At 39.9% G+C, this 19,981-nt stretch carries 21 protein-coding genes, 1 tRNA gene and 1 pseudogene; 6 read left to right on the forward strand and 17 right to left on the reverse strand.

Translation table 11 applies throughout. The annotated features are described in order from the left end of the window. Positions 1-4 precede the first annotated feature (4 nt). Both QT76_RS00635 and rny read left to right on the forward strand, forming a co-directional pair. Positions 5-673, forward strand: a complete 669-nt coding sequence (locus tag QT76_RS00635) for a 5-formyltetrahydrofolate cyclo-ligase (protein WP_080242429.1) — start codon at positions 5-7, stop codon at positions 671-673. Further along, positions 651-2,162 (forward strand): ribonuclease Y, encoded by a 1,512-nt coding sequence (gene rny / locus QT76_RS00640; RefSeq protein ID WP_033616220.1) that lies wholly within the window; start codon positions 651-653, stop codon positions 2,160-2,162. Before QT76_RS00635 ends, rny begins: the two co-directional genes overlap by 23 nt. Here the strand turns inward: rny and QT76_RS00645 are convergent, their stop codons facing one another. The 15 genes from QT76_RS00645 to QT76_RS00715 all read right to left on the reverse strand — a co-directional run bounded on the left by QT76_RS00645 (position 2,163) and on the right by QT76_RS00715 (position 15,892). Further along, positions 2,163-3,479 carry an MATE family efflux transporter gene (locus QT76_RS00645; RefSeq protein WP_267864696.1) on the reverse strand — a complete coding sequence of 439 codons (1,317 nt, stop codon included), beginning with the start codon at positions 3,477-3,479 and terminating at the stop codon, positions 2,163-2,165. Further along, positions 3,479-4,792: a Na+/H+ antiporter family protein gene (locus QT76_RS00650; RefSeq protein ID WP_033616139.1), complete on the reverse strand. Its 1,314-nt coding sequence runs from the start codon at positions 4,790-4,792 to the stop codon at positions 3,479-3,481. Before QT76_RS00650 ends, QT76_RS00645 begins: the two co-directional genes overlap by 1 nt. Before the next feature lie 126 nt (positions 4,793-4,918). Next, on the reverse strand, positions 4,919-5,797 hold the full coding sequence (locus QT76_RS00655) for a carbon-nitrogen hydrolase (RefSeq protein ID WP_033616140.1): 879 nt from the start codon (positions 5,795-5,797) through the stop codon (positions 4,919-4,921). A 3-nt stretch (positions 5,798-5,800) separates the two neighbouring features. Beyond that, positions 5,801-5,947: a hypothetical protein gene (locus QT76_RS00660; protein WP_033616142.1), complete on the reverse strand. Its 147-nt coding sequence runs from the start codon at positions 5,945-5,947 to the stop codon at positions 5,801-5,803. 1 nt (position 5,948) lies between these two features. After that, a complete protein-coding gene (locus tag QT76_RS00665) occupies positions 5,949-6,620 on the reverse strand; it encodes a tRNA threonylcarbamoyladenosine dehydratase (protein WP_001294054.1) in 672 nt (223 codons plus the stop codon). Between the two features lie 52 nt (positions 6,621-6,672). Beyond that, positions 6,673-6,912 (reverse strand): hypothetical protein, encoded by a 240-nt coding sequence (locus QT76_RS00670; RefSeq protein ID WP_033616144.1) that lies wholly within the window; start codon positions 6,910-6,912, stop codon positions 6,673-6,675. Further along, entirely contained in the window at positions 6,899-7,279 is a 381-nt protein-coding gene (fliS, locus tag QT76_RS00675; RefSeq protein WP_001199081.1) for a flagellar export chaperone FliS, read from the reverse strand. The genes QT76_RS00670 and fliS overlap by 14 nt, the downstream gene beginning before the upstream one ends. 41 nt (positions 7,280-7,320) lie before the next feature. After that, on the reverse strand, positions 7,321-9,378 hold the full coding sequence (fliD, locus tag QT76_RS00680; protein WP_033616145.1) for a flagellar filament capping protein FliD: 2,058 nt from the start codon (positions 9,376-9,378) through the stop codon (positions 7,321-7,323). 16 nt (positions 9,379-9,394) lie between these two features. After that, complete coding sequence (locus tag QT76_RS00685) at positions 9,395-9,754, reverse strand: FlaG family protein (protein ID WP_000245925.1); 360 nt, start codon at positions 9,752-9,754, stop codon at positions 9,395-9,397. 96 nt (positions 9,755-9,850) lie between these two features. Continuing rightward, positions 9,851-11,053 (reverse strand): murein hydrolase activator EnvC family protein, encoded by a 1,203-nt coding sequence (locus QT76_RS00690; protein ID WP_033616147.1) that lies wholly within the window; start codon positions 11,051-11,053, stop codon positions 9,851-9,853. Continuing rightward, positions 11,046-11,852, reverse strand: coding sequence for a cell division FtsX domain-containing protein (locus QT76_RS00695; RefSeq protein ID WP_033616148.1), 807 nt, complete (start codon positions 11,850-11,852; stop codon positions 11,046-11,048). Before QT76_RS00695 ends, QT76_RS00690 begins: the two co-directional genes overlap by 8 nt. Beyond that, positions 11,839-12,510 (reverse strand): ABC transporter ATP-binding protein, encoded by a 672-nt coding sequence (locus QT76_RS00700; protein ID WP_000111096.1) that lies wholly within the window; start codon positions 12,508-12,510, stop codon positions 11,839-11,841. Before QT76_RS00700 ends, QT76_RS00695 begins: the two co-directional genes overlap by 14 nt. Then, on the reverse strand, positions 12,510-13,688 hold the full coding sequence (gene trmB / locus QT76_RS00705) for a tRNA (guanosine(46)-N7)-methyltransferase TrmB (RefSeq protein WP_033616149.1): 1,179 nt from the start codon (positions 13,686-13,688) through the stop codon (positions 12,510-12,512). The genes QT76_RS00700 and trmB overlap by 1 nt, the downstream gene beginning before the upstream one ends. 10 nt (positions 13,689-13,698) lie before the next feature. After that, entirely contained in the window at positions 13,699-14,946 is a 1,248-nt protein-coding gene (locus QT76_RS00710) for a fibronectin type III domain-containing protein (protein ID WP_033616151.1), read from the reverse strand. Further along, the gene (locus QT76_RS00715) at positions 14,909-15,892 is read right to left on the reverse strand and encodes an RluA family pseudouridine synthase (RefSeq protein WP_033616152.1); all 984 of its coding nucleotides are present in this window, start codon (positions 15,890-15,892) and stop codon (positions 14,909-14,911) included. Before QT76_RS00715 ends, QT76_RS00710 begins: the two co-directional genes overlap by 38 nt. A 133-nt stretch (positions 15,893-16,025) precedes the next feature. On the opposite strand from QT76_RS00715, the gene QT76_RS00720 reads away from it, so the two are divergent. From QT76_RS00720 to QT76_RS00730, 4 genes and pseudogenes are all read left to right on the forward strand, one after another. After that, a complete protein-coding gene (locus QT76_RS00720; protein ID WP_050578736.1) occupies positions 16,026-16,442 on the forward strand; it encodes a GTPase in 417 nt (138 codons plus the stop codon). Further along, a pseudogene (locus QT76_RS00725) lies at positions 16,417-17,234 on the forward strand (hypothetical protein). The gene QT76_RS00720 and the pseudogene QT76_RS00725 overlap by 26 nt, the downstream one beginning before the upstream one ends. A 22-nt stretch (positions 17,235-17,256) precedes the next feature. After that, positions 17,257-18,402, forward strand: coding sequence for an FtsW/RodA/SpoVE family cell cycle protein (locus QT76_RS07875; RefSeq protein ID WP_080242434.1), 1,146 nt, complete (start codon positions 17,257-17,259; stop codon positions 18,400-18,402). Then, positions 18,364-18,440: transfer RNA gene (locus QT76_RS00730), tRNA-Ile, on the forward strand. Before QT76_RS07875 ends, QT76_RS00730 begins: the two co-directional genes overlap by 39 nt. Positions 18,441-18,466: 26 nt before the next feature. Here the strand turns inward: QT76_RS00730 and QT76_RS00735 are convergent. Continuing rightward, entirely contained in the window at positions 18,467-19,423 is a 957-nt protein-coding gene (locus QT76_RS00735) for a ribose-phosphate pyrophosphokinase (protein ID WP_000647424.1), read from the reverse strand. 64 nt (positions 19,424-19,487) lie between these two features. Next, positions 19,488-19,973 carry an HIT family protein gene (locus tag QT76_RS00740; protein ID WP_033616154.1) on the reverse strand — a complete coding sequence of 162 codons (486 nt, stop codon included), beginning with the start codon at positions 19,971-19,973 and terminating at the stop codon, positions 19,488-19,490. Positions 19,974-19,981 lie beyond the last annotated feature (8 nt).

Below are 19,981 nucleotides of genomic sequence, written 5' to 3' on the forward strand. Positions count from 1 at the left end.
AACGATTTTTAGAGATTTTTGTAAAGAACGCTTGAAAAGGGCTAAAGCAAAAAATAAAGTCAGGGATAAGTTGGCTTGCAAGCTTTTGTTTTGGAAACTCAAAGATTATCAAAATATTTTATTGTATAGCCCGTTAGGGCATGAGCTTGACATCAGGTCTTTGATTTTGAAGTTAAGACAAAAAAATAAGCATGTGTGGTTGCCTAAAAGCATCAAAAAAGGCGCTAATTTTTCTAAAGAGGGCTTTACTATCGCACCCTTTAGGTTGCCCTTAAGGCGTTTGGGGTGGTTTGATGAGCCGAGTTTATCGCGCTGTTATAAGCGAGAATTGGATTGTATTGTCGTGCCGATTTTAGGAATGGATACAAGCTTTAGGCGCGTGGGTTTTGGGCTAGGCATGTATGATAGGAGTTTGCCAAAATTGCTCAAAAAGCAACTAAAACGCCCCTTAATCGTGTTTGTGAGTAGGGAGTTAGCGATCGCTAATGGTATCCTTACAGACGCTTATGACATTGAAGCGAATCTTTACATGAATGCTCGTATCGTTATGAAGAATGATAAAAGGAAACATTATGAGCAGCGGGTTAATTTACATCTCATTAGAAGTTTTGGTAGCGTGTTTGATCACCGCTCTAATCATGTATTATGTGATGAAAAAGATCTATTATGCTAGAGGGCAAGCCATTTTAAAAAGTGCTTCCGCTAAAGCTAAGCTAATGGAATTTCAAGCGAAATCTTTCGTGGATGCTGAAGAAATGCGCATGAAAAGCCAAGAATGCAAGTTGCAACAGCAATATGAAAACAAGAATTTGCAACTCCAAACCCATTTTGATAAAAAAGAAGCGCATTTGAAGCATTTAGAAGTGCAGCACAAAGAATTTGTAAGAGATGAAAAACGCTATTTGGAAAAGGAAAAAAAAGAGCTTGAAAAAGAACGCCAAATTTTAGAACAAGAGAGGGAAAATTTTAAAAAACAGTGTGCTATTTGTAAAGAAGCTCAAGCCAAAGCGCTAGACGCAATGCTCAATTACATGGCTTATACCAAAGATGAAATTAAAAGCATGATCTTGGAGCAATTAGAAGAAGAATTAGAAGTGCAAAAAAGTGCCTTAATCAGGCGTTATGAAAAAGAAGCCAAAGAAGAGGGTAAGAAAAAATCGTATGCCATTTTAGCGGAAGCGACAGCCCGTTTTGCGGGCGATTATGCGACAGAGAATTTAACAAGCCGTATCGCTTTGCCTTGCTCAGATTATATTGGCCGTGTGATAGGCAAAGATGGGAAGAATATTGAAGCGTTTAAAAAGATCAGTGGGGTGGATATAGAATTTAGCGAAGACAGCAGCGAATTGTGTTTGTCCAGTTTCAATCTTTATCGGCGTGAAGTGGCGAGTGAGACGCTTAAGATTTTAATAGAAGACGGCCGTATCCAGCCTAACAGGATTGAAGAGGTTTATCATAGAGTCGCGCACAACTTGGAAAAAGAATTGCTTTCTGAAGGGGAGAGTGTGGTGTTAGAATTGGAGCTTGGGGTCATGGAAGATGAGCTTAAAATTTTAATAGGCAAAATGCGTTACCGCTCCAGTTTTGGGCAAAACGCCTTACAGCATTCTAAGGAAGTCGCCCTTTTAGCCGGCTTGATTGCAGAACAGCTTGGAGGGGATAAAAAGCTCGCCAGAAGAGCCGGTATTTTGCATGATATTGGTAAAGCACTCACTCAAGAGCTTGGGAGAGACCATGTGAATTTAGGCGTTGAGGTGTGCAAGCGCCATAAAGAAGACCCGGTTGTGATCAATGCGATTTATGCCCACCATGGGCATGAAGAGATTTTGAGCGTGGAGTGTGCGAGCGTGTGCGCGGCTGATGCGCTTTCAGCAGGGCGTCCTGGGGCTAGGAGAAAGAGCGATGAAGAATACGCTAAACGCATGCAAGCTTTAGAAGAGATCGCACTAGAATTTGATGGGGTGGAAAAGGCGTATGCGATGGAGAGCGGGCGAGAACTAAGAGTGATTGTCAAATCCAACCAAGTCAGGGACAATCAAGTGCCTATTATTGCCAGAAAGATCGCTAAAAGGATAGAAGAGAGCGCTCAGTATGTGGGCGAAGTGGGCGTGCAAGTGGTGCGAGAAAATCGTTTCAAAACGACCGCTACGCTCAAGCAATGATTAAGCCTTTTTCCCGCACCTTTTCCATATGCCTTTAGAAAAAACCTTATAGTAGATGAATGAGCGCAAAAAAGTTTCTGATGCGATCACTACAAAAATAAATTCCACCTTAAAATGATAGATTAAAAGCAAGTAAATAGGCATGATCCTTAACCCCCATAAGCTTAAGGTGTTAATGTATAGTGAGACTTTAGAAATGCCAGCCCCCCTAAAAACTCCATCTAGCACAAAATACCCAATTAAGGGGGCTTGAGAGAGACCCACAGCGATCAAATAAGATCGCGCCACTTCCAAAACTTCTTCATCTTGAGAAAAAAGGCTCGCAAATTCTTTAGCGAATAAGACTAAAATAACCCCTAAAACCCCCATTAAACCCATAGAGATTTTTAAAATCAAATGCGCGTATTCTGTGGCGATCTTTGGCTTGTTCGCCCCTAAATTTTGCCCTGTTAAAACCATCGCTGCGATCATAAATCCAAATCCGGGCATGAACGAAAAGGTTTCCACCCTGATGCCTATTTGCATGCCCGCTAACACCTTATCCCCATAGCTCGCTACAAATTTAGACAAGAGTATTAAAGAAAATAAGCTCAATAAACGCTCAAACCCGGCCGGCCAACCCACTCTAAACATGGTTTTTAAAAAAGAAAAATGAAAGGTTATTTTGAATTTTAAAGGGATTTTTTTGATTTGTATCCAAACGCCAAGCGCGAGTAATTCCCAATAAGAGACAACCACATTCGCTAAAGCAGAGCCTACAATCCCCATTTCTTTAAAACCAAAATCCCCAAAAATCAAGGCTTGATTCAAAAAAATGCATGCGATGACCATGATGATTTTGACAATAAAGGGGGTTAGGGTGTCTGAAAAACTAGCGAGCGCTGAAACTAAAACATTTTTTAAAAAAATACTCGGTAGCGCGATAACTAAGACTTCTAAATAATCTTGCGTCAATTGGCGTGAAGGATCTTGTAATTGCATCCAATTTAAAAAAGGCTCAATCAAAAAATAAGAAGCAAACAGCACGCCTAAACAAATCACAAACGCCCCAATGAAAATACTAGAAAAAGCGTTGTTGATTTGAGCAAAATCCCTAGCCCCCACAAGTCTAGAAAGAATGGCGTTAGTGCCGGTGTATAAAATCGTATTGATCCCATAAAAAAGCATCAAAAATTGCAAGCCCACCCCTAAAGCCACGATATGATGGTGCGAAATTTTGCCCACAAAAAAAACCGAGAGCGCGACTACTAGCACATCTAAAAAGGCATTGACCCCAGAGGGTAAGGCTAAAGAAAAGATTTTCTTAACTTGATAGATTAGCCTAATAGTAACGCTCCAACCACCCCAAAAACAATCAAAGGAAGGTTATAGACTAAAAAAGTCGGCACGCATGTGTCATAGATATGATTGTGTTGGTTGTCTGCGTTAAGCCCGCAAGTAGGCCCCATGGTGCTATCGCTAGCCGGCGAGCCTGCATCGCCTAAAGCTGCAGCTATGCCAATGAGTAAAATCATAGATTCCGTGCTAAAACCTAATTTCGCGCATAAAGGGACATAAAACACAGCAATGATAGGGATAGTGCCAAAAGAAGTCCCTATCCCCATAGTGATAAAAAGCCCTACAACAAGCATTAAAAAAGCCCCTAAAAGCTTCCCTTGGATTATGCTTGTGATCGCATTCACTAAGCCCTCTATCGCATGCACTTTTTGCAACACTTCTCCAAACCCGCTAGCCACTAACATCACAAAAGCGATAAACGCCATCATTTTCACGCTATCATCCATAAGCGAGTCTGTTTCTTTAAATTTAATGCCACGACCTAGTAAGATGATCGCTAACGCTAAAAAGGCGGCTAAGGGCATCGAATCGGTGGCTAATTGGATCACAAACGCTACGACAATCCCTATAAAAGTCAAGTAGTCATGGTAGTTTAATTGAAGCGAGGCGTAATTTTCTATATCAAAAGATTTTTTTTTGTAGTGCCTGGGTTTTTTGTATAGCGTTAATACCGCTAAAAGTAGCCCAACAACCATCGCTAACCCCGCTATCCACATCACTCCTGTGATTTGCGCTATGGTGGTGCTAACGCCATTAGCTTTTAATTGCTCTAAAATGGTGGTTTGAAAAATCAAGCCAAACCCTACAGGAAGCACCAAGTAGGGGGCTTGCAAGCCAAAGGTTAAAGCGCAAGCGACCGCTCTTCTATCCAATTCTAGCCGGTTCATTAAATGCAAAAGAGGGGGGATTAAAATAGGGATAAAAGCGATATGCACCGGCACTAAATTTTGCGAAAAACATGCGATGAAAGCGATCAAAAAGCAAAAAGTGGATCGCTTGTAATCCATTAAGCCTATTAATTTATTCAAAGCGACTTTAATGAGGTTGCTTTTAGCGATCGCTACCGCTAAAGCCCCTAAAAGGATGTAGCTTAAAGCGATGTTTAAATTGCCTTTCATGCCGTCTATCATTACATTAAAACTCTCTGTCAATCCAAGCCCTCCCATAAGCCCTGCTATGAGAGTCGCGCTAATCATAGAAAGCATGACATTGAGCCTTAAAAGGCTAAGAACGCACATGCAAATGATAGCCACAAAAGCGGGATTGCTCCATACAGAGCTATTTTCTAGCATTTTTGCTCCTTGTTAAAATGAAAATACCGCGCAAAAATGATAGAATTTTTGCGCTTGTTTAGCGCAAAAAATTACACCTACCATGTTTAATCCTTTCTAACCTTAAATCTTAAATTGATTGACTGATTAAATATAGCGTTTTAACAAATCGTTATAAAAATCAATGCGTCTGTCTCTTAGAAACGGCCACATTCGGCGCACTTCTTCGGTGCGTTCTAAATCAATTTCCGCATACAAAATCTCTTCTTTATCGCTCGCTTTAGCTAAAAATTCGCCCAAAGCCCCCACCACAAAACTAGAGCCAAAAAAAGTGATACCCCCCTTAATCGCGCCGCTAGGATCTAATTCTACGCCCACTCTGTTAGTCGCAATCAAAGGCAAGCCATTAGCGATCGCATGCCCTCTTTGAATGGTCTCCCATGCGTTTTGCTGACGCTTTTTTTCTTCATTAGAATCTTCTTCTAAAAACCCGATCGCGCTAGGATAGATTAAAATTTCTGCCCCTTTTAAAGCCATAATCCTTGCCGCTTCAGGATACCATTGATCCCAACACACCATAAGCCCTAATTTCCCCACGCTTGTAGTAATAGGCTCAAAGCCCAAATCCCCTGGCGTGAAATAAAATTTTTCATAAAACCCCGGATCATCAGGAATGTGCATTTTGCGATACACTCCAGCGATTGAGCCGTCTTTTTCAAACACAACTGCGCTGTTGTGATACAACCCTTTAGCGCGCTTTTCAAATAAAGAAGTAACAAGCACCACCTTGAATTTTTGAGCTAGAGTGCTAAAAAAGGCCTTATCTTCTTCAAAATACTCGCCCAAATCAAAAAATTTAGGGTTTTCGCTTTGGCAAAAATAACTATAAGGGTTTAATTCTTGCAACACCACTAAATTGGTTTTAGGGTGTTTTTTGAGCGCTTGTTCAAGCAAATGCGCTGTATGCTCTATGGTCTTTTTTCTAGAGCCGCAATAAGCGTGCTGGAGAATGCTCGCATAAATCATTTTTCACTCTTCTTCATAATCAGAGCTATAATCTTCATAATCGTCATCATCATAGACATTCTTATAATCATCATACCCCTCATCATCTTCTTCAAAGCTCTCTAATTCTTCTTCTTCAAAATCGTCCAATTCGTCTTCGTAATCTTTCATTTCACTGCCTTTCATGTTTGATAATATCTTGCACGACTTCACTCGCTATTTGCAAACCAAAACTCGCCGTAACCGCATTAAAACTCCCAAGCTCTATGCAATGCGGAGTTTCAGGGCTAAAAACCACTTTAAAATCCCCCTTAAAACGGCGTTTTTTTAAAAAATCCCTAAATTTACGCCCGAATTTATCGCCGTAACTTTCCCACACGCTCCCTACTTGGATGTGTTTAGGGTTCAAGCGTTTCGCGCTCCCCATAGAGCTAATAAACTTCCCGTAAGCGAAATTTTGACATTTTATCGCCAAACTCGTTTTAATAGGCAAATCGTCCATGCAATCTAAAATGTAATCATAATCTCTAAAATTAAATGAATTTAAAAATGCCTCATCTATGCGGTAATTTAAAGCTTGTATACCTTTATAGAGATCTTGTAACACCAACACTTTAGATTCTCCTATCCTTTCTGATCCGATCTGGCGGTTTTGATTGGTTACATCAAACATATCTTTATCTATGATAGTGATTTGCCCTATCCCCACACGATACAAAGAATCCAACGCAAAGCCCCCAACGCCCCCCACGCCACAGATTAAAACCTTTTGTTGGCGGATTTTTTCAAAATCGTTTTTAAACAACCACCTTATGCGCGTGAATCTGTCTATGGGTTCGGACAATCTTTAGCCTTCAATAAAAATAGTGTTTTTATTGTATCGTAGTTTAAAAAATCTAAGACAAAAATTTTTGAATCTTCTTAGCCTTATGCATTTGTAATTGCAGTTCTTCTTTTTCTTTTTCTAATAATTCAATGCTTTGGGCTATCATTTCCTTAAGGCTTAAAAGCGTGTCTAAATCTAAATTTTTTATTTGCTCTAAAGAAAGGCGTTCTATCAATGAAAAGGCGAGTTTAGAATCTTTTTTAACAAGAGCGATTTTAAAGGAATCTAATAACGCATTAGGCGAGTTCATCTGAATGGATTTCCCTCCATGCCTCTAACAACCCCCTAGCCACATTCAACACCAAATCAATCTTACTCGCGTCATTTTCCACATTGGCTTGCGTTAAAACTTTGATTTGATGGGTGTATAAGCCTGTAAGATACACCGCCACTTCCCCCCCTTTTTCATAATCTAAGATATTCAACAATTCCGTGAAAATATCCGTAACCCTGTTAATATAATAAATCTTTTTTTCAATGTCTTCATTTTCAATACAGCGTTTGGCTTGCGAAGAAAATCTCAAAATCCCTTCATAAAGCATTTCAATGAGTTTTGCCGGGGATTCCACACTCACTCGGTTATGCTGGTAGGCTTGATAAGCGTTAGCGTATTGCATAATGTTCCTTTATCCTTTAAAATTGATAACTCTCTGTTTTTTTAATTCTTTTTAGCCGCCGCTTGATCGATCATCATTTGCACGGAATTGAATTTTTGATTGGCTTTAGAGATTTGGCTATCATAAGCCGCAAAGCGCTCCGCCATGATGTTGTAGCGGGTTTTTAGAAGCTCTTGAGCGTTTTCTTTGTCTTTGGTTAAGCTTTTAGCGTCTCTGTCTAGGGAATCTTCATAAATCTTTAATTTAGCGTTCCCTCCGTCTATGAGATTGGCGATGACTTGATTGAATTTAGAAAAAATGCCCTCTTGGTGGATTTCTCTGCCCCCCATATCCTTGCTATCGCTCCCATAGAAAAAATCTTGAGTCGCTTTAGGGTTAGAATTTAAGGCGCTACTCAATTTAGCCTCATCTAAACTCATCACGCCTTTATCGTCTAAACTAAGCCCGTATTTCATCAAGCTTTCTACCCCATTATCCGTATGCACGCTGTAAGAAAACACATTATTAAGAGAAGAGCGGATCGCACGAATATCGCCCACGCCGTTAAAAATCCCAGCGATTTTAGTGTCAGCGTCATAACGAGTGTCTTCATCTAGTTTAGGGATAAGCTCATTATAGGCTTTGACAAATTCTTTAAGGCTGTCTATAATGGCTTGATTGTCCCTGCTCACGCTGATAATGGCAGGTTTATTAGGCTCTGTGGTTTGCTCTAAAGTGATATTAACCCCGCTGATCACATCATTGACCTCATTAGTGGGGCGTGTGATGCTCACCCCATTATAAGTGAATTCTGAATCGCTCGCTTTTTGTAAATTTTTAGACATAAAAAGCGTGTTTTGTGAAGCTTCATAAGATTGCACCATGCCAGCACTCAAACCCAAATCCTTCAAACTGGCCTTGCCTAAAGCGTCTTCGCCCTTAATGGTGAGCATTCCGGTTTTAGAATTGATCACAAGCTTGCCTTCGGCGTTTTTAAACGCACTCAAGCCTTCTTTAGCGTTGATCGCTTGAATGATAGCGTCTGTGTTTTCTTCGCTGGTGTTGCCCTCTTTGGTTAAGGCTTTTAAATCCAGTTTTTGGCCATTCAAGCTAATCACCCCTTCTAATTTGCCCTCTTTTATCGTGCGAGCGCTTTTTAACAAATCGCTTTCTTGGGTGGTGGTTTGCAAAAACCCAAGTTCTTTAGCCTTACTCCCTTTAATTTCAATGTTTCCCCCACGCCTGTCATTAATGATTAAAGATTCCCCCCCATGAAGAGTGTCTATGGAAATATCCCCATTAGCGATCAAATCTTTAAAATTAGGGTCATTTTCTAAAGCCTGTTCTATCGCTTTTTGGATCGCTGTGTTTTTTTGTTTGATAGAAGCGCTTTCAGGGAGCTCTAGCATGATAGGGACTTCATGCATGTTCCCATCAGCTCCCTTTAAATTCAAACTCAATTCGTTTTTTCCGCTTCCATCAACCCCCAAAGAAAGGGCGTTTTTGTTAGTGAGCGTGGATTGGAGGTGTGAGCCAAAATAGATGCGGTTGTCTTCGCCGGTGTTTTTGGTATTCACCATTAATTGGTAGGGGTCATTCCCTCCTGTTTTCATCACAATGCCCATCACTTCGCCATTGGTAGCGTCTGTGATGCTTTGAGCCACATCGCCTAAAGTCATTCCTGCTTTAATATCAACGGCGTAGTCCTTGTTTTGCGTGTAGAATTTGAGCGTGGTATCCACTTGGCTAAAAATATCATCTCTTGAAGAAAATTTCGCCCCTAGTTCGTTAATATCGCCTTGCGCTAAATTTTGCACATCCACTTTAATATCCTGAATAGGCACGCCAGCCCCCACGCTCGCGCTCAACGCATCGCCTGTAACATTGCTTTTTCGGCTGATATAAGTGGAATAATCTGAAAGCGTTTTAACCGGGCCTTTTAGAGCTGAAAGGAGCGTTTTAATTTCTACAAGGGCTTTTTGTTTTTCAACATTTTGCTCCATTTTCTTGTCTAAGGGGGCGATTAACGCTTTTTCATCAGCGTCCTTAAGCTTGTCAATCACATCGTAATTCAAAACCTTACTGCCAAGCCCTAATGAGCTTAATGAACCTATTGCCATGTTTTACCTCTAATGTTTAGCCTCTTTTATCAAAGATAATGCCTATCACATCGCGCATTCTTTGCATAAGCTCCACGGCTTCTTTAGAGGGTATTTCTCTTATCACCTTATCCCCATTAGCGTCTTTGACTGAAACCACTAACCCTTTGATCGTATCGTTATAACTAAAATTAATATCCGTGCCAATGCGTTTCATTTCTTCATTCAGACGCTCGCTCAATAATTCTAGCTTGGGTTTGTATTGATCAGGGTCTATCGTTGTCTTAGATTCATCAACAGTGTTTATAGTGTTTGTGCGACTGATCTCTTTTGTAGGGGTTGTTTGAACGCTTGCATGAGATGCGGGAATCCCAATCCCTTGAACTTCATTGACCATAAAAACCTCCAAATTTTTCCATACCTATAAATGTAACTATTTCTTTGTTTGTTAAATTCTTTAGCTAATATCGGCAAAAAGACGATTTGTTAAATCTTAATTGCGCGCGATGAGTTCTAAGGGGTTAATGTGCTTTTCTCTCATGGTTACTTCAAAGCCCAAGCGTTGCTCAATGCGCCCTAAAACATAGCCTTTTTGGATCCGCATGCCGCTTTTAATGGTGGGGGCGATTTTATCCAGTTGAGAATAAATCGTGCGGATGCCGTTTTTATGCTCAATGATAACGACTTTTTTAAGCATGTTGATTTCTTTAGCGAACACGATTTTCCCGTCTAAAACGTTACGCACCAAAGCGTTTGGGGTTTTTGACACTAGCGTGATAGACTCGCTAAAAATTTTTAAATTATAAACCGGGTCAATATAGGGGCCAAATTTTTGCACCACTTCATAATCGTTCAAGGGAGCGATCGTTTTTGGCCCGTTATAGCTCGTGGTGTTGATATTTTGATAAGAGCTAGCCACTTGTTTGACTTCTAAGGCTTGAGAAGATTTTTTCAAACTGACCCTCTCTTCATTTTCTCTATTTTGTTTGATGATATTCAAGCGTTTTAAAAGAGCGTTTAAATTCTGGCGCTCTTTTTCTAAAAGGGTTAGCCGTTGGTTATAGATCGCATAGTCTTTTTGCATGCTTAAAATGAGTTTATTTTGTTCGGTTTGCAAGGATTTTAAGGTTACTTCACGATTTTTTTGCTCATCTATGACAGAGGAGATTTTTTGAATGCTGCTTTTGACTTTTAAAGCTTGCGTATTGAGATCTTTTTCTTCTTGGCTTAGTTGCGACATTTTAGACAGGGTGCTTTGGTGCAAGTTTTCAAACGCTACTTGTAAAATAACATCATTAGAAGAGGCTAAATTCTGCCCCTTTAAGGCTTGTGAGAAAAGAAAATCCTCTAAAAGCGTATCAAACACCCTCTTTTGTAAAGATGATCGCTGTTTTTGCAAATGATCTAAAGACTTGCGGTAGTTGGTTAGGACTTTTTCTTGCGCCAAACTTTCGTTACGATTTTTTTCAAGACTCTTTTTTAAGGCAACCATTTGGCGCTCAATTTCCGCTTTTTGAAGCTCTTTAGAGCGGATCGCTTCGCCTAAAGAACTCAAACGGCTGTTCAGTTGGTTTTTTTCTTCATGGGTTTTTTTCAAAAGGGTTTCTTTATGTTGGATATCTTTAGCAATATCGCTCACTTTTTGCGTGTTAGCTGATAGTAAGGTGGCTAATAAAAATATTCCTAATTTATACATGTCTAGTCCTCCAAGCTACAAGTAAAACAGAAACAAATGAGACCACAAGGCTAAAAAGCAGTCCCCATAAAAAATGGTTTAAAACAAACGCGCCTCCTATAATACCCAAAGTATCCATCGTTTTTTCAAAACCTTTTTGCGAAGTGGTATAAAGCATGAGCATGGGGGCTAAAAAGCTAGCGATTAGAGAATCCATTAAAGCTATTTTATACAAAAACCCGTTTTTAAAAGACACCGAAGCCCCTAATAAATCCATGATCTCTAATCTCTCATGGTATTGATAGATCCAGATGCGGACTTGCTTAAACATCAATAAAACCGATAAGACAAAAACCACTAACGCAAAGATATAGACCGCTGCTTTAATAAAACTCAAGAGATCATACACTTGCATGTAAGTTTTGGCAAAGACTTCAACTTTTTGAACGCCAGGGATTTTGAGCAATTTTTCTTTGATGTTTTCTAAACGCTCTTGAGTGGGGAATGTGGAAAGTTGTAAAGAATAAAAAAAGGGTAAATTCTTTCTTAATTCCTTAAGCCCGTCTGCACCTAAAGTTTTTTGAAGAGGCTCTAAAGAATAATTAGGATCAATCTCTTTTAACGCCGTGATTTCGCTAAAATTTTGACGCAACAATTCCAAGCCTAATTTTTGCGTGCTGGCCAACACGACTGAATAATCTTCAATCAATTTTTTTTCTTTTTGTTCTATCGCTTGATTGATAAACAACACACACTCTAAGCTAAACAATAACGCTACTAGGGGAATGATAAAGGCTAAATGCTTTTTAAGAGTATTCATAAACTTCCCCATCTTCTATATAAAATTTTCGGTGATAAGCGCTAAAATTTTTAGGGAATTTGTGCGTAACCACCACGATCGTAGCGTTTAATTGCGTGTTCATGCCCCTTAATAGACTCCAGATTTTATCGCTAGAATAATCGTCTAAATTCCCGGTAGGTTCATCGGCTAAAATGAGTTCAGGGCAGTTTGCCATAGCCCTAGCCATAGCCACTCGCTGTTGTTCGCCCCCACTGAGCTCTTTAGGGTAGCGGTTAGCCTTATGGCGTAAATCAATATGCCCTAAAAGTTTTTCTAGCTGCAAGTGGCATTCTTCTTTTTTGATTCCGCAAATAATCATCGGCAGTTTGATGTTTTGCTCAATCGTGTAATCTTGGATCAATTTATAATCTTGGAAAACCACGCCAATATTTTTACGCAAATCTAAAATCGTTGATTTTGAAGCGTTGTTCATGTTGATATTGCAAACTTCTAATTTACCGCTAAAAACCTTCAAATCCCCATAAAACGAGCGCAAAAGCGTGCTTTTACCGCTCCCGCTAGGCCCTGAAATGAATACGAAGTCTTTTCGTTTGATGCGTAAATTGGCATGTTTAATGACCGGCTCGTTTTGCTGGTATTGTAAGCATAAATTATTCGCTGCGATGATCACGCTCATCAAACTCCCTTTTGGCTTAGGATATTTTGAAGCAAGAGGTGCGCTTTGTGGTTGTTTAAGGTTTTTAAGGGGCTTTTATTGAGGTAAAAAAGCTTATTTTCTGCCAATAAAACAAACAAACGCACAGGCCAATCAAAATCCCCCATACTCAATTCCACTAAAAAATCCCCCTTATTCTCATAAATATTACAAACATGCGCAAAATACCCTTCTTTGATGATTTTTGGGGTTTTTAAAATCGCTCCAACGCTTTCTTTATTAATCGTTATTGTATCAAAAGAAAAATCCAATGCATGGTTATCAAAAGGGGTTTCATCCAATTCTAAAGAATAAATTCTTAAATCATAAATATCTTTTTTGAGTTTATTCCAACGCGCCTCATACTTGCTGACAACCGGTATTTGAGCGTTTTTTTTGATTTCTATCTCGCATTGAAAGTTTTTTAGGGCTAATTTTAGGCTGTCTTCAAAATAAAGGCTATCATCGGTGCGTAATTCCAAAAACCCTTTAGGCTTTAAAACCCTTAAAGCTTCGTTTAAAAACTTTTCGCTTAGCACCCGGCGGTGTTTTTTCTCATTCCATGGCACAGGGAAATGCACAAAAATCTTTTCGCACCTGTGATTTGGCATGCTCTCTAAAATTAAACGGCCATCGCCTTGCAAGATGTGCAGGTTTTTTAAATCCAATAATTCAATTTGCTTTAAGGCTTGCGCGATAGAGGGGGTGTGAATCTCTATGCCTAAGCATGTTTTAGTGGGGTTGTTTTTGGCTAATTCTATCAAATGCCTACCGCTCCCAAAACCAATTTCGGCTAAAATAGGGGCTTGATTGTTGTGGATAAAGTCTTCAAAAGTTCCTAAATCAAGGGCTTTTTTTTGGCTCGCATGTTTAGAATTTTCTTGCAAATTGTGCGAAATGACTTCAAAAGATTGCGAATAAATCCTTAAAGCTTGTTTTAAAATCTCTCGTTTTAAGGGCGTCGCTTTTTCGCTTTTGATCAAAAAATCATCCGCTCGCCGGATTTTTTGCAATAAAAAAATATGATCCTTAAAACTCGCATACACACAGCTTTTAGTGGGGTGTTTTAAGCTTAAAAATTCCTTATGAAAACAAAAATCCCCCTCAATTAAGGGGTATTCTAAAGGCTTGGAATCTAGCTTGGCTAAAAAATGGGGCATTAAAACCCTTTTAGCGCTCTAAAAACAAACGCACTTCTTTGCTTGGGTGCGACTCTAATCCATCTTTATCCACGCTCACCACTTGATAGCGGTAAGCCACGCCCACTTTCATGTCCTTATCCACGAATTGGTTTTTGGTGATATTCCCAAAACGCAAAGGGGTTTTAGAATTGGCTTCAAAACGATACACCGCATAGGTGGCTATTTTAGCGCTTGGGTTATTTTCCCATTGAATGAAAGCTGAAGAATCTTGAATAGTCCCTTTAGTGATGATAGGGGCTTCGGGCCTGTCAGCGGTCTCACCCATGGCAGGCTCTTTGGGTAACGCCCCTTCAAGATGCGTTTTATCAAGGGCGACGACTTTATAATAACGAGTGAGGTTGTCTTTTTCTATTTTATCCACATAGGAAGTGTTAGTGGTTTGAGCGATGAATTTGTATTTGTCGTTGCGGTTATTGGAAGCGTAAATGCGATAAGCTATCACATCTTCTTGGGTGGATTTATCCCAACTCAATTCAATGTGTCGTGTGAGGTTTTGGCTCACTCTAACATTAGTGATTTCTTTGGGTAAGTCTTTGGTTTTCCCCTCCACTATGACGCTAGGCCTGGATTTATCCCCCATGAAATTTTCAGCAATGACTTGGTAGCGGTATTTTTGCCCATCCTCTAAATCTTTATCAAAAAACTCCACGAATAAGCGGTTTTTTACAGCCCCTACATTTAAAAATTTGCCGTCTTTATTCTGCCTTTGAATGATGTATTTAGAAACGCTGGGATTTGGGTGCGGACTCCAAAAGACTTTCACGCTTTTAGGGTATTCAAGGCTTGCGAACACGCTTTCTACAGGATTGATAAAAGAGGTTTTTACTAGAATGGGGTCTGAAAGATTAGAAATTTTATCGCCCTTGTAAGTAGCGAGTTGGTAAGTGTAAGAACTCTCTGTTTCTAGCCCCTCATCATAATAGTGGGTCGCATAAGGGTTTTTAATCGTAGCGATTCTTTTAAGTTTGGAGTCTTTTTTCAAACGATACAAAATAAACCCATCAATGTCATAAGTATCAGCGATTTTAGGCCATTCAAAACCCACTGAACTCACATCGTTAATGGTTTTAATAGAATGGACTACCGGAAGCTTAGTATCTATATTTTCTTGATTATTAAGGGCTGAAAAAGTATGATTCCTGGTAGAAGAGCACCCTATAAAAACCGCTAATACCACACTACTTTGCAATAAAAGCGTGAAGTATTTTTTCTTCATCCAAGACCTCATCTAAATTCTCCTTGTCAAAAACTTTTTTAAGGTATTCTAACATATCCTTTAATAGGGGAACTTTAAAGCGCAGTTTTTGCTCGCTTCTAGGGTGTTTGAACTCTATCAAATAGGCATGCAGCATGATTCTTATTTCTTCTTTAGGAAGCACCCCATTAAGCCCGTAAAGATTATCGCCTATGATGTGTCTGTTTAAATATTCTAAATGCGCTCTGATCTGGTGCGTGCGCCCGGTGAATAGTTTAGCCCCTATCAAATCCATGCCATTTTGAGAAGTCAGCAAGCTGATAAATTCGCTTTTAGAATAGCGGCTTTTTTCTTTTTTAGCCGCTTTGAGCGCTATCATTTTTAAGCGGTTATTGGGGTTTCTTGTCAAATAGCATTCCACGCTCATTTTTTCTTCTTTTAAGGGCGTTGAAAGCAAGGCGATATAATAGCGCCCCATTGTTTTAGTTTTGAGTTGCTCGCTCAAACAAACATGGGTAAAATTGTTTTTAGCGATGACAATCCCTCCGCTTGTGTCCTTATCCAAACGATGCACAATCCCGTAGCGCTCTTTTAAGCCAAGATTGGAAAGCTCGTAATTTTGAGATTTTAACCAATCCACTAAAGTAGGCTCTTTCACGCTTGGGGCTTTATGGACGACTAGATTAGGGGGCTTATTCAATACCAACAAGTCTTCATCTTCAAAAATGACTTCTATTTCTAAATCAAGATCTTTTTTTAAGGGTTTGGGTGCGATTTTGGGCGTTAAAAGCGTGATTTCATCGCCCTCTTTTAAGGCTAACCCCCCTTTTTTGACCTCCTTTTTTTGACAAAACACCAGCCCCTCTTTAATCAAATTCAACACTTGGTTTTTAGAAATTTGCAATTCTTTGGCTAAAAATTCATCAAGGCGTTTGTAATGGGTAGGGGCGATGAAAACTTTTTGCATTCAAACTCTTTTTTGCATTTTTAAAAACCATTATTCTACTCAAAACCTTAAAAAAATCCTATTTCATTATTTGAATACGCTATAATCGGTGCGACAACATTTTGTGGCTCAAATCATTTTTAAAGGGGTTCTAATGGAACATAACGGGCATGATAAACTGAACGGCATTTTGCGTGGTTTTTTGGGCGACGCATTCACGCTTGATGGGAAAGAGGGAGGATTGAACATGAGCAAGATGCTTGAACACATCAAAAAAGAAAAACCAAAGATGAATATTTTGCTTATGGGAGCTACTGGGGTGGGTAAAAGCTCGCTCATTAACGCTCTCTTTGGTAAAGAAATCGCTAAAGCAGGCGTAGGAAAGCCTATCACTCAGCACCTTGAAAAATACGTTGATGAACAGAAGGGCTTGATTTTGTGGGACACTAAAGGCATTGAAGATAAAGATTACCACGACACCATGCAAAGCATTAAAAAAGAAATGGAAGATTCTTTTAAAACGCTTGATGAAAAAGAAGCCATTGATGTGGCGTATTTGTGCGTTAAATAGACTTCTGGTAGGGTTGAAGAGAGAGAGTTATTAAGCTTCGCTAAAAGTTGGAATATCCCAACGATTGTCGTTTTCACAAACACTCAAGCCGAAGCCGGCGATGCGTTTGTTAAAGAAACTAAAGAGATCATAGGCGAAGAATGGGGCTTTAAAGGTTTTGTCAAAGCTTATGTGAGAGTTAATTCCGTTGCCTTTTCATTTAGTGGGTTGAAAGTCCCTGTTGAAGGTTTAGAAGAATTGGTAGATGAAACGAAAAAATGCTTGATAGAAGCTAAGAAAAACAAACAAAACCATTTCTTGCTGATTCAAAAAGCTAATATCCAAGCGAGAAAACAGGCCATGATAGAGGAATGCAAAACCATTATCCATGTTGCATCCGGCGCTGCAGGAGCGGCTGGGCTTATCCCCATACCCTTTAGCGATGCACTCGCTATCGCGCCCATTCAAGCAGGAATGATCTATAAAATGAATGACGCTTTTGGAATGGATTTGGAAGAATCTGTAGCCGCATCATTAATCACAGGATTGTTAGGCGTAACCGCTGTCGCGCAAGTGGGGAGAACGCTCGTTAATAGTTTCCTTAAATTCATTCCTGTTGTGGGGAGTGTTGCAGGGTGCACAACCGCTGTAATTATCACAGAAGGCATTGGGTTTGCGTATTTGAAAGTGCTAGAAAAGTGCTTTAATGATGAGACGGGCGAAGTCAATTTACCTGATGAAGTTGGCATGATAACTTCTCTCTTTAAGGAGAATTATCTCAACTTGGATACAATCAAGAAATTAACACAATAAGATTAGGGGTTATGAAAAACGCATGGCATTAGACAAAAGGATTTGGATGCATTTTGATCTTTTGCCTTTTGTGTTTATTATCCCCTTGTTGGTGGTTTCTTTTTTATTGATTTTTGAGAGCAGCGCGGTTTTGAGCTTGAAGCAAGGGGTTTATTATGCGATAGGGTTTCTTCTCTTTTGGATCGTGTTTTTTATCCCTTTCAGGAAGCTCGATCGTTGGCTCTTTGTATTTTATTGGGCATGCGTTATTTTATTAGCGTTAGTGGATTTTATGGGGTCTAGCAAGCTTGGGGCGCAGCGATGGCTAGTCATTCCCTTTACTTCTATCACTCTACAGCCTAGCGAACCCGTGAAAATCGCTATCCTTTTGTTATTGGCGCATTTGATTAAAATCAACCCGCCTCCTTTTAAGGGCTATGATTGGGGCATGTTTTTAAAGCTCAGTTTTTACATTTGCTTACCGGCGGCTTTGATTTTAAAACAGCCTGATTTAGGAACAGCTCTTATTGTGTTGATCATGGGTTTTGGGATTTTACTTATCGTGGGTTTAAGGACTAGGGTGTGGCTCCCTCTTTTTATCGCTCTTTTAGTGGCTTCGCCTATCGCTTATCATTTTTTGCATGATTACCAAAAAAAGCGCATCGCAGACTTCCTTTCTGAAAAGCCTAATTACCATGTCATGCAATCCATTATCGCTATAGGATCGGGCGGGTTTTTAGGCAAATCTAAAGAAGCTTGCACACAAACCAAATTCAAATTCTTGCCTATCGCAACGAGCGATTTTATCTTTGCTTACTTCGTGGAGCGTTTCGGGTTTCTAGGGGCTATATTGCTTTTTGCGATTTATATAGGCTTGAGTTTGCATTTATTTTTTTATCTGTTTGAGAGCAACAGCGATTGGTTTTTAAAGATTGTAGCCCTTGGGATTTCTATTTTAATCTTTGTTTATTCCAGCGTGAATATCGCCATGACTTTAGGGTTAGCCCCTGTGGTGGGGATTCCCTTACCCTTATTCAGCTATGGGGGGAGCAGTTTTATCACTTTTATGATCCTATTTGGGATCTTAGAAAACCTGCTTGCTTTTCGCTATATTTTTGGATACAATAGCAAACCATCCTTTGGGAATTTTGGATTCTTAGCTCAGCTGGTCAGAGCGCTCGGCTCATAACCGATTGGTCGTAGGTTCAAGTCCTACAGAATCCACCACTCCCGCTTTTCTTTTATCCCCCTTTTTAAGTGAAAAGCGATTGGACGCTTTCGTTATGATAAATCCTTCTGATCACTTCCGCAAATAAGGACGCTACGCTTAAAGTGGTGATTTTATCGCATTTTTGAACTAAAGGGATAGAGTTAGTTACCACCACTTCATCTAACGCGCTTTCTTTAATGCGCTTGATCGCATTCCCGCTCAAAACCGCATGCGTGCCTAACGCCATCACAGAAGTTGCCCCTTGTTCTTTTAAGGCTAAAGCGGCTTTACAGATCGTGCCTGCAGTATCAATCATATCATCCACTAAAATCACATCGCGCTCCTTGGCTGAGCCGATAATATTCATCACTTCGCTTTCATTAGCTTTTTCACGGCGCTTATCCACGATGATTAAATCTAAGCCCATTTGATTGGCAAAATACCTGGCTCTTGTAACCCCACCCACATCAGGGCTAGCGATCACAGGGTTTTTTAACGCTTTAGAGCGGATATAGTCTCTAAAAACGATAGATCCGTATAAATTATCCACCGGCACATCAAAAAAGCCTTGGATTTGCCCGGCATGCAAATCCATCGTGATGATCCTTTCAATCCCCACTTCTTGCATCAAATTAGCGACCATTTTAGCCGTGATAGGCACTCGTGGAGCCGCTTTTCTGTCCTGTCTGGCATAGCCAAAATACGGCAACACCGCTGTGATAGAATTGGCCGAACTGCGCCTTAAAGCATCTACCATGACTAACAATTCCATTAAATTGTCATTGACCGGCACGCAAGTGGGCTGGATAATAAAAATATCTTTACCGCGCACCGATTCGCTGATTTGGATATTGATTTCGCCATCGCTGAATTTCCCAATCACCGCTTTGGATAAGGGAAAGCCTAAATGCTTTGACACTTCTTTGCCAAATGCAGGGTGAGCGCTCCCTGAAAAAATCTTAAACCCACGCATCTTTGCCTTAAACCCACGAGCCTTCATCGCTGACACTCCCTAAAATGAATTAAAATCAATTGTAGCGCACCCAAACTAAAAGCGTTTGTTTTCAATGAAGCTCCTTTTCTAATAAGTTTTTTAAGGTAAGATAGGTTTCATTAAGATCCATCCCGCACACCCTAGTTTGAGCGATAACGCTCATAAAATTGCTATCGCCTAAAAACCTAGGCACTAAATGCATGTGCAAATGCTCAGGAATCCCTGCTCCGGCGTTTCTGTGCAAATTCAAACCTAAATTAATCCCTTGAGCGCCATAAGCATACAACGCTTTTAAAATTTTAGGTGCTAATATATTCATGTTCAGCCAAGTATTCAGATCTAAAAGTTCCACGCTCGCTTGATGCGCATGAGGAATGATCAACAAATGCCCTGGGTTATAAGGGTAGGCGTTCATCACCACAAAGAGATCGCTATTTCTATAAAGCACTCTGTTTTCTGAATCTTTTGTAGGGTTTTGAGAAATTTCACAAAAGACACAACTTTTATTTTTCTCTTTCAAATAACTTTCGCGCCAAGGGGCGTATAAATGTTGCATGTTCATTT

This window comes from Helicobacter pylori SA37A, assembly GCF_000476015.1.
GTDB lineage: Bacteria > Campylobacterota > Campylobacteria > Campylobacterales > Helicobacteraceae > Helicobacter > Helicobacter pylori_DB.

Bases quoted from the DNA above. Each gene is read 5' to 3' on its own strand.
- rny (WP_033616220.1), top strand. From the start codon at position 651: ATGAAAAAGATCTATTATGCTAGAGGGCAAGCCATTTTAAAAAGTGCT.
- QT76_RS00650 (WP_033616139.1), bottom strand. From the start codon at position 4,792: ATGCTAGAAAATAGCTCTGTATGGAGCAATCCCGCTTTTGTGGCTATC.
- QT76_RS00655 (WP_033616140.1), bottom strand. From the start codon at position 5,797: ATGATTTATGCGAGCATTCTCCAGCACGCTTATTGCGGCTCTAGAAAA.
- QT76_RS00660 (WP_033616142.1), bottom strand. From the start codon at position 5,947: ATGAAAGATTACGAAGACGAATTGGACGATTTTGAAGAAGAAGAATTA.
- QT76_RS00670 (WP_033616144.1), bottom strand. From the start codon at position 6,912: ATGAACTCGCCTAATGCGTTATTAGATTCCTTTAAAATCGCTCTTGTT.
- fliS (WP_001199081.1), bottom strand. From the start codon at position 7,279: ATGCAATACGCTAACGCTTATCAAGCCTACCAGCATAACCGAGTGAGT.
- fliD (WP_033616145.1), bottom strand. From the start codon at position 9,378: ATGGCAATAGGTTCATTAAGCTCATTAGGGCTTGGCAGTAAGGTTTTG.
- QT76_RS00685 (WP_000245925.1), bottom strand. From the start codon at position 9,754: ATGGTCAATGAAGTTCAAGGGATTGGGATTCCCGCATCTCATGCAAGC.
- QT76_RS00690 (WP_033616147.1), bottom strand. From the start codon at position 11,053: ATGTATAAATTAGGAATATTTTTATTAGCCACCTTACTATCAGCTAAC.
- QT76_RS00695 (WP_033616148.1), bottom strand. From the start codon at position 11,852: ATGAATACTCTTAAAAAGCATTTAGCCTTTATCATTCCCCTAGTAGCG.
- QT76_RS00700 (WP_000111096.1), bottom strand. From the start codon at position 12,510: ATGAGCGTGATCATCGCAGCGAATAATTTATGCTTACAATACCAGCAA.
- trmB (WP_033616149.1), bottom strand. From the start codon at position 13,688: ATGCCCCATTTTTTAGCCAAGCTAGATTCCAAGCCTTTAGAATACCCC.
- QT76_RS00710 (WP_033616151.1), bottom strand. From the start codon at position 14,946: ATGAAGAAAAAATACTTCACGCTTTTATTGCAAAGTAGTGTGGTATTA.
- QT76_RS00715 (WP_033616152.1), bottom strand. From the start codon at position 15,892: ATGCAAAAAGTTTTCATCGCCCCTACCCATTACAAACGCCTTGATGAA.
- QT76_RS00720 (WP_050578736.1), top strand. From the start codon at position 16,026: ATGGAACATAACGGGCATGATAAACTGAACGGCATTTTGCGTGGTTTT.
- QT76_RS07875 (WP_080242434.1), top strand. From the start codon at position 17,257: ATGGCATTAGACAAAAGGATTTGGATGCATTTTGATCTTTTGCCTTTT.
- QT76_RS00735 (WP_000647424.1), bottom strand. From the start codon at position 19,423: ATGAAGGCTCGTGGGTTTAAGGCAAAGATGCGTGGGTTTAAGATTTTT.
- QT76_RS00740 (WP_033616154.1), bottom strand. From the start codon at position 19,973: ATGCAACATTTATACGCCCCTTGGCGCGAAAGTTATTTGAAAGAGAAA.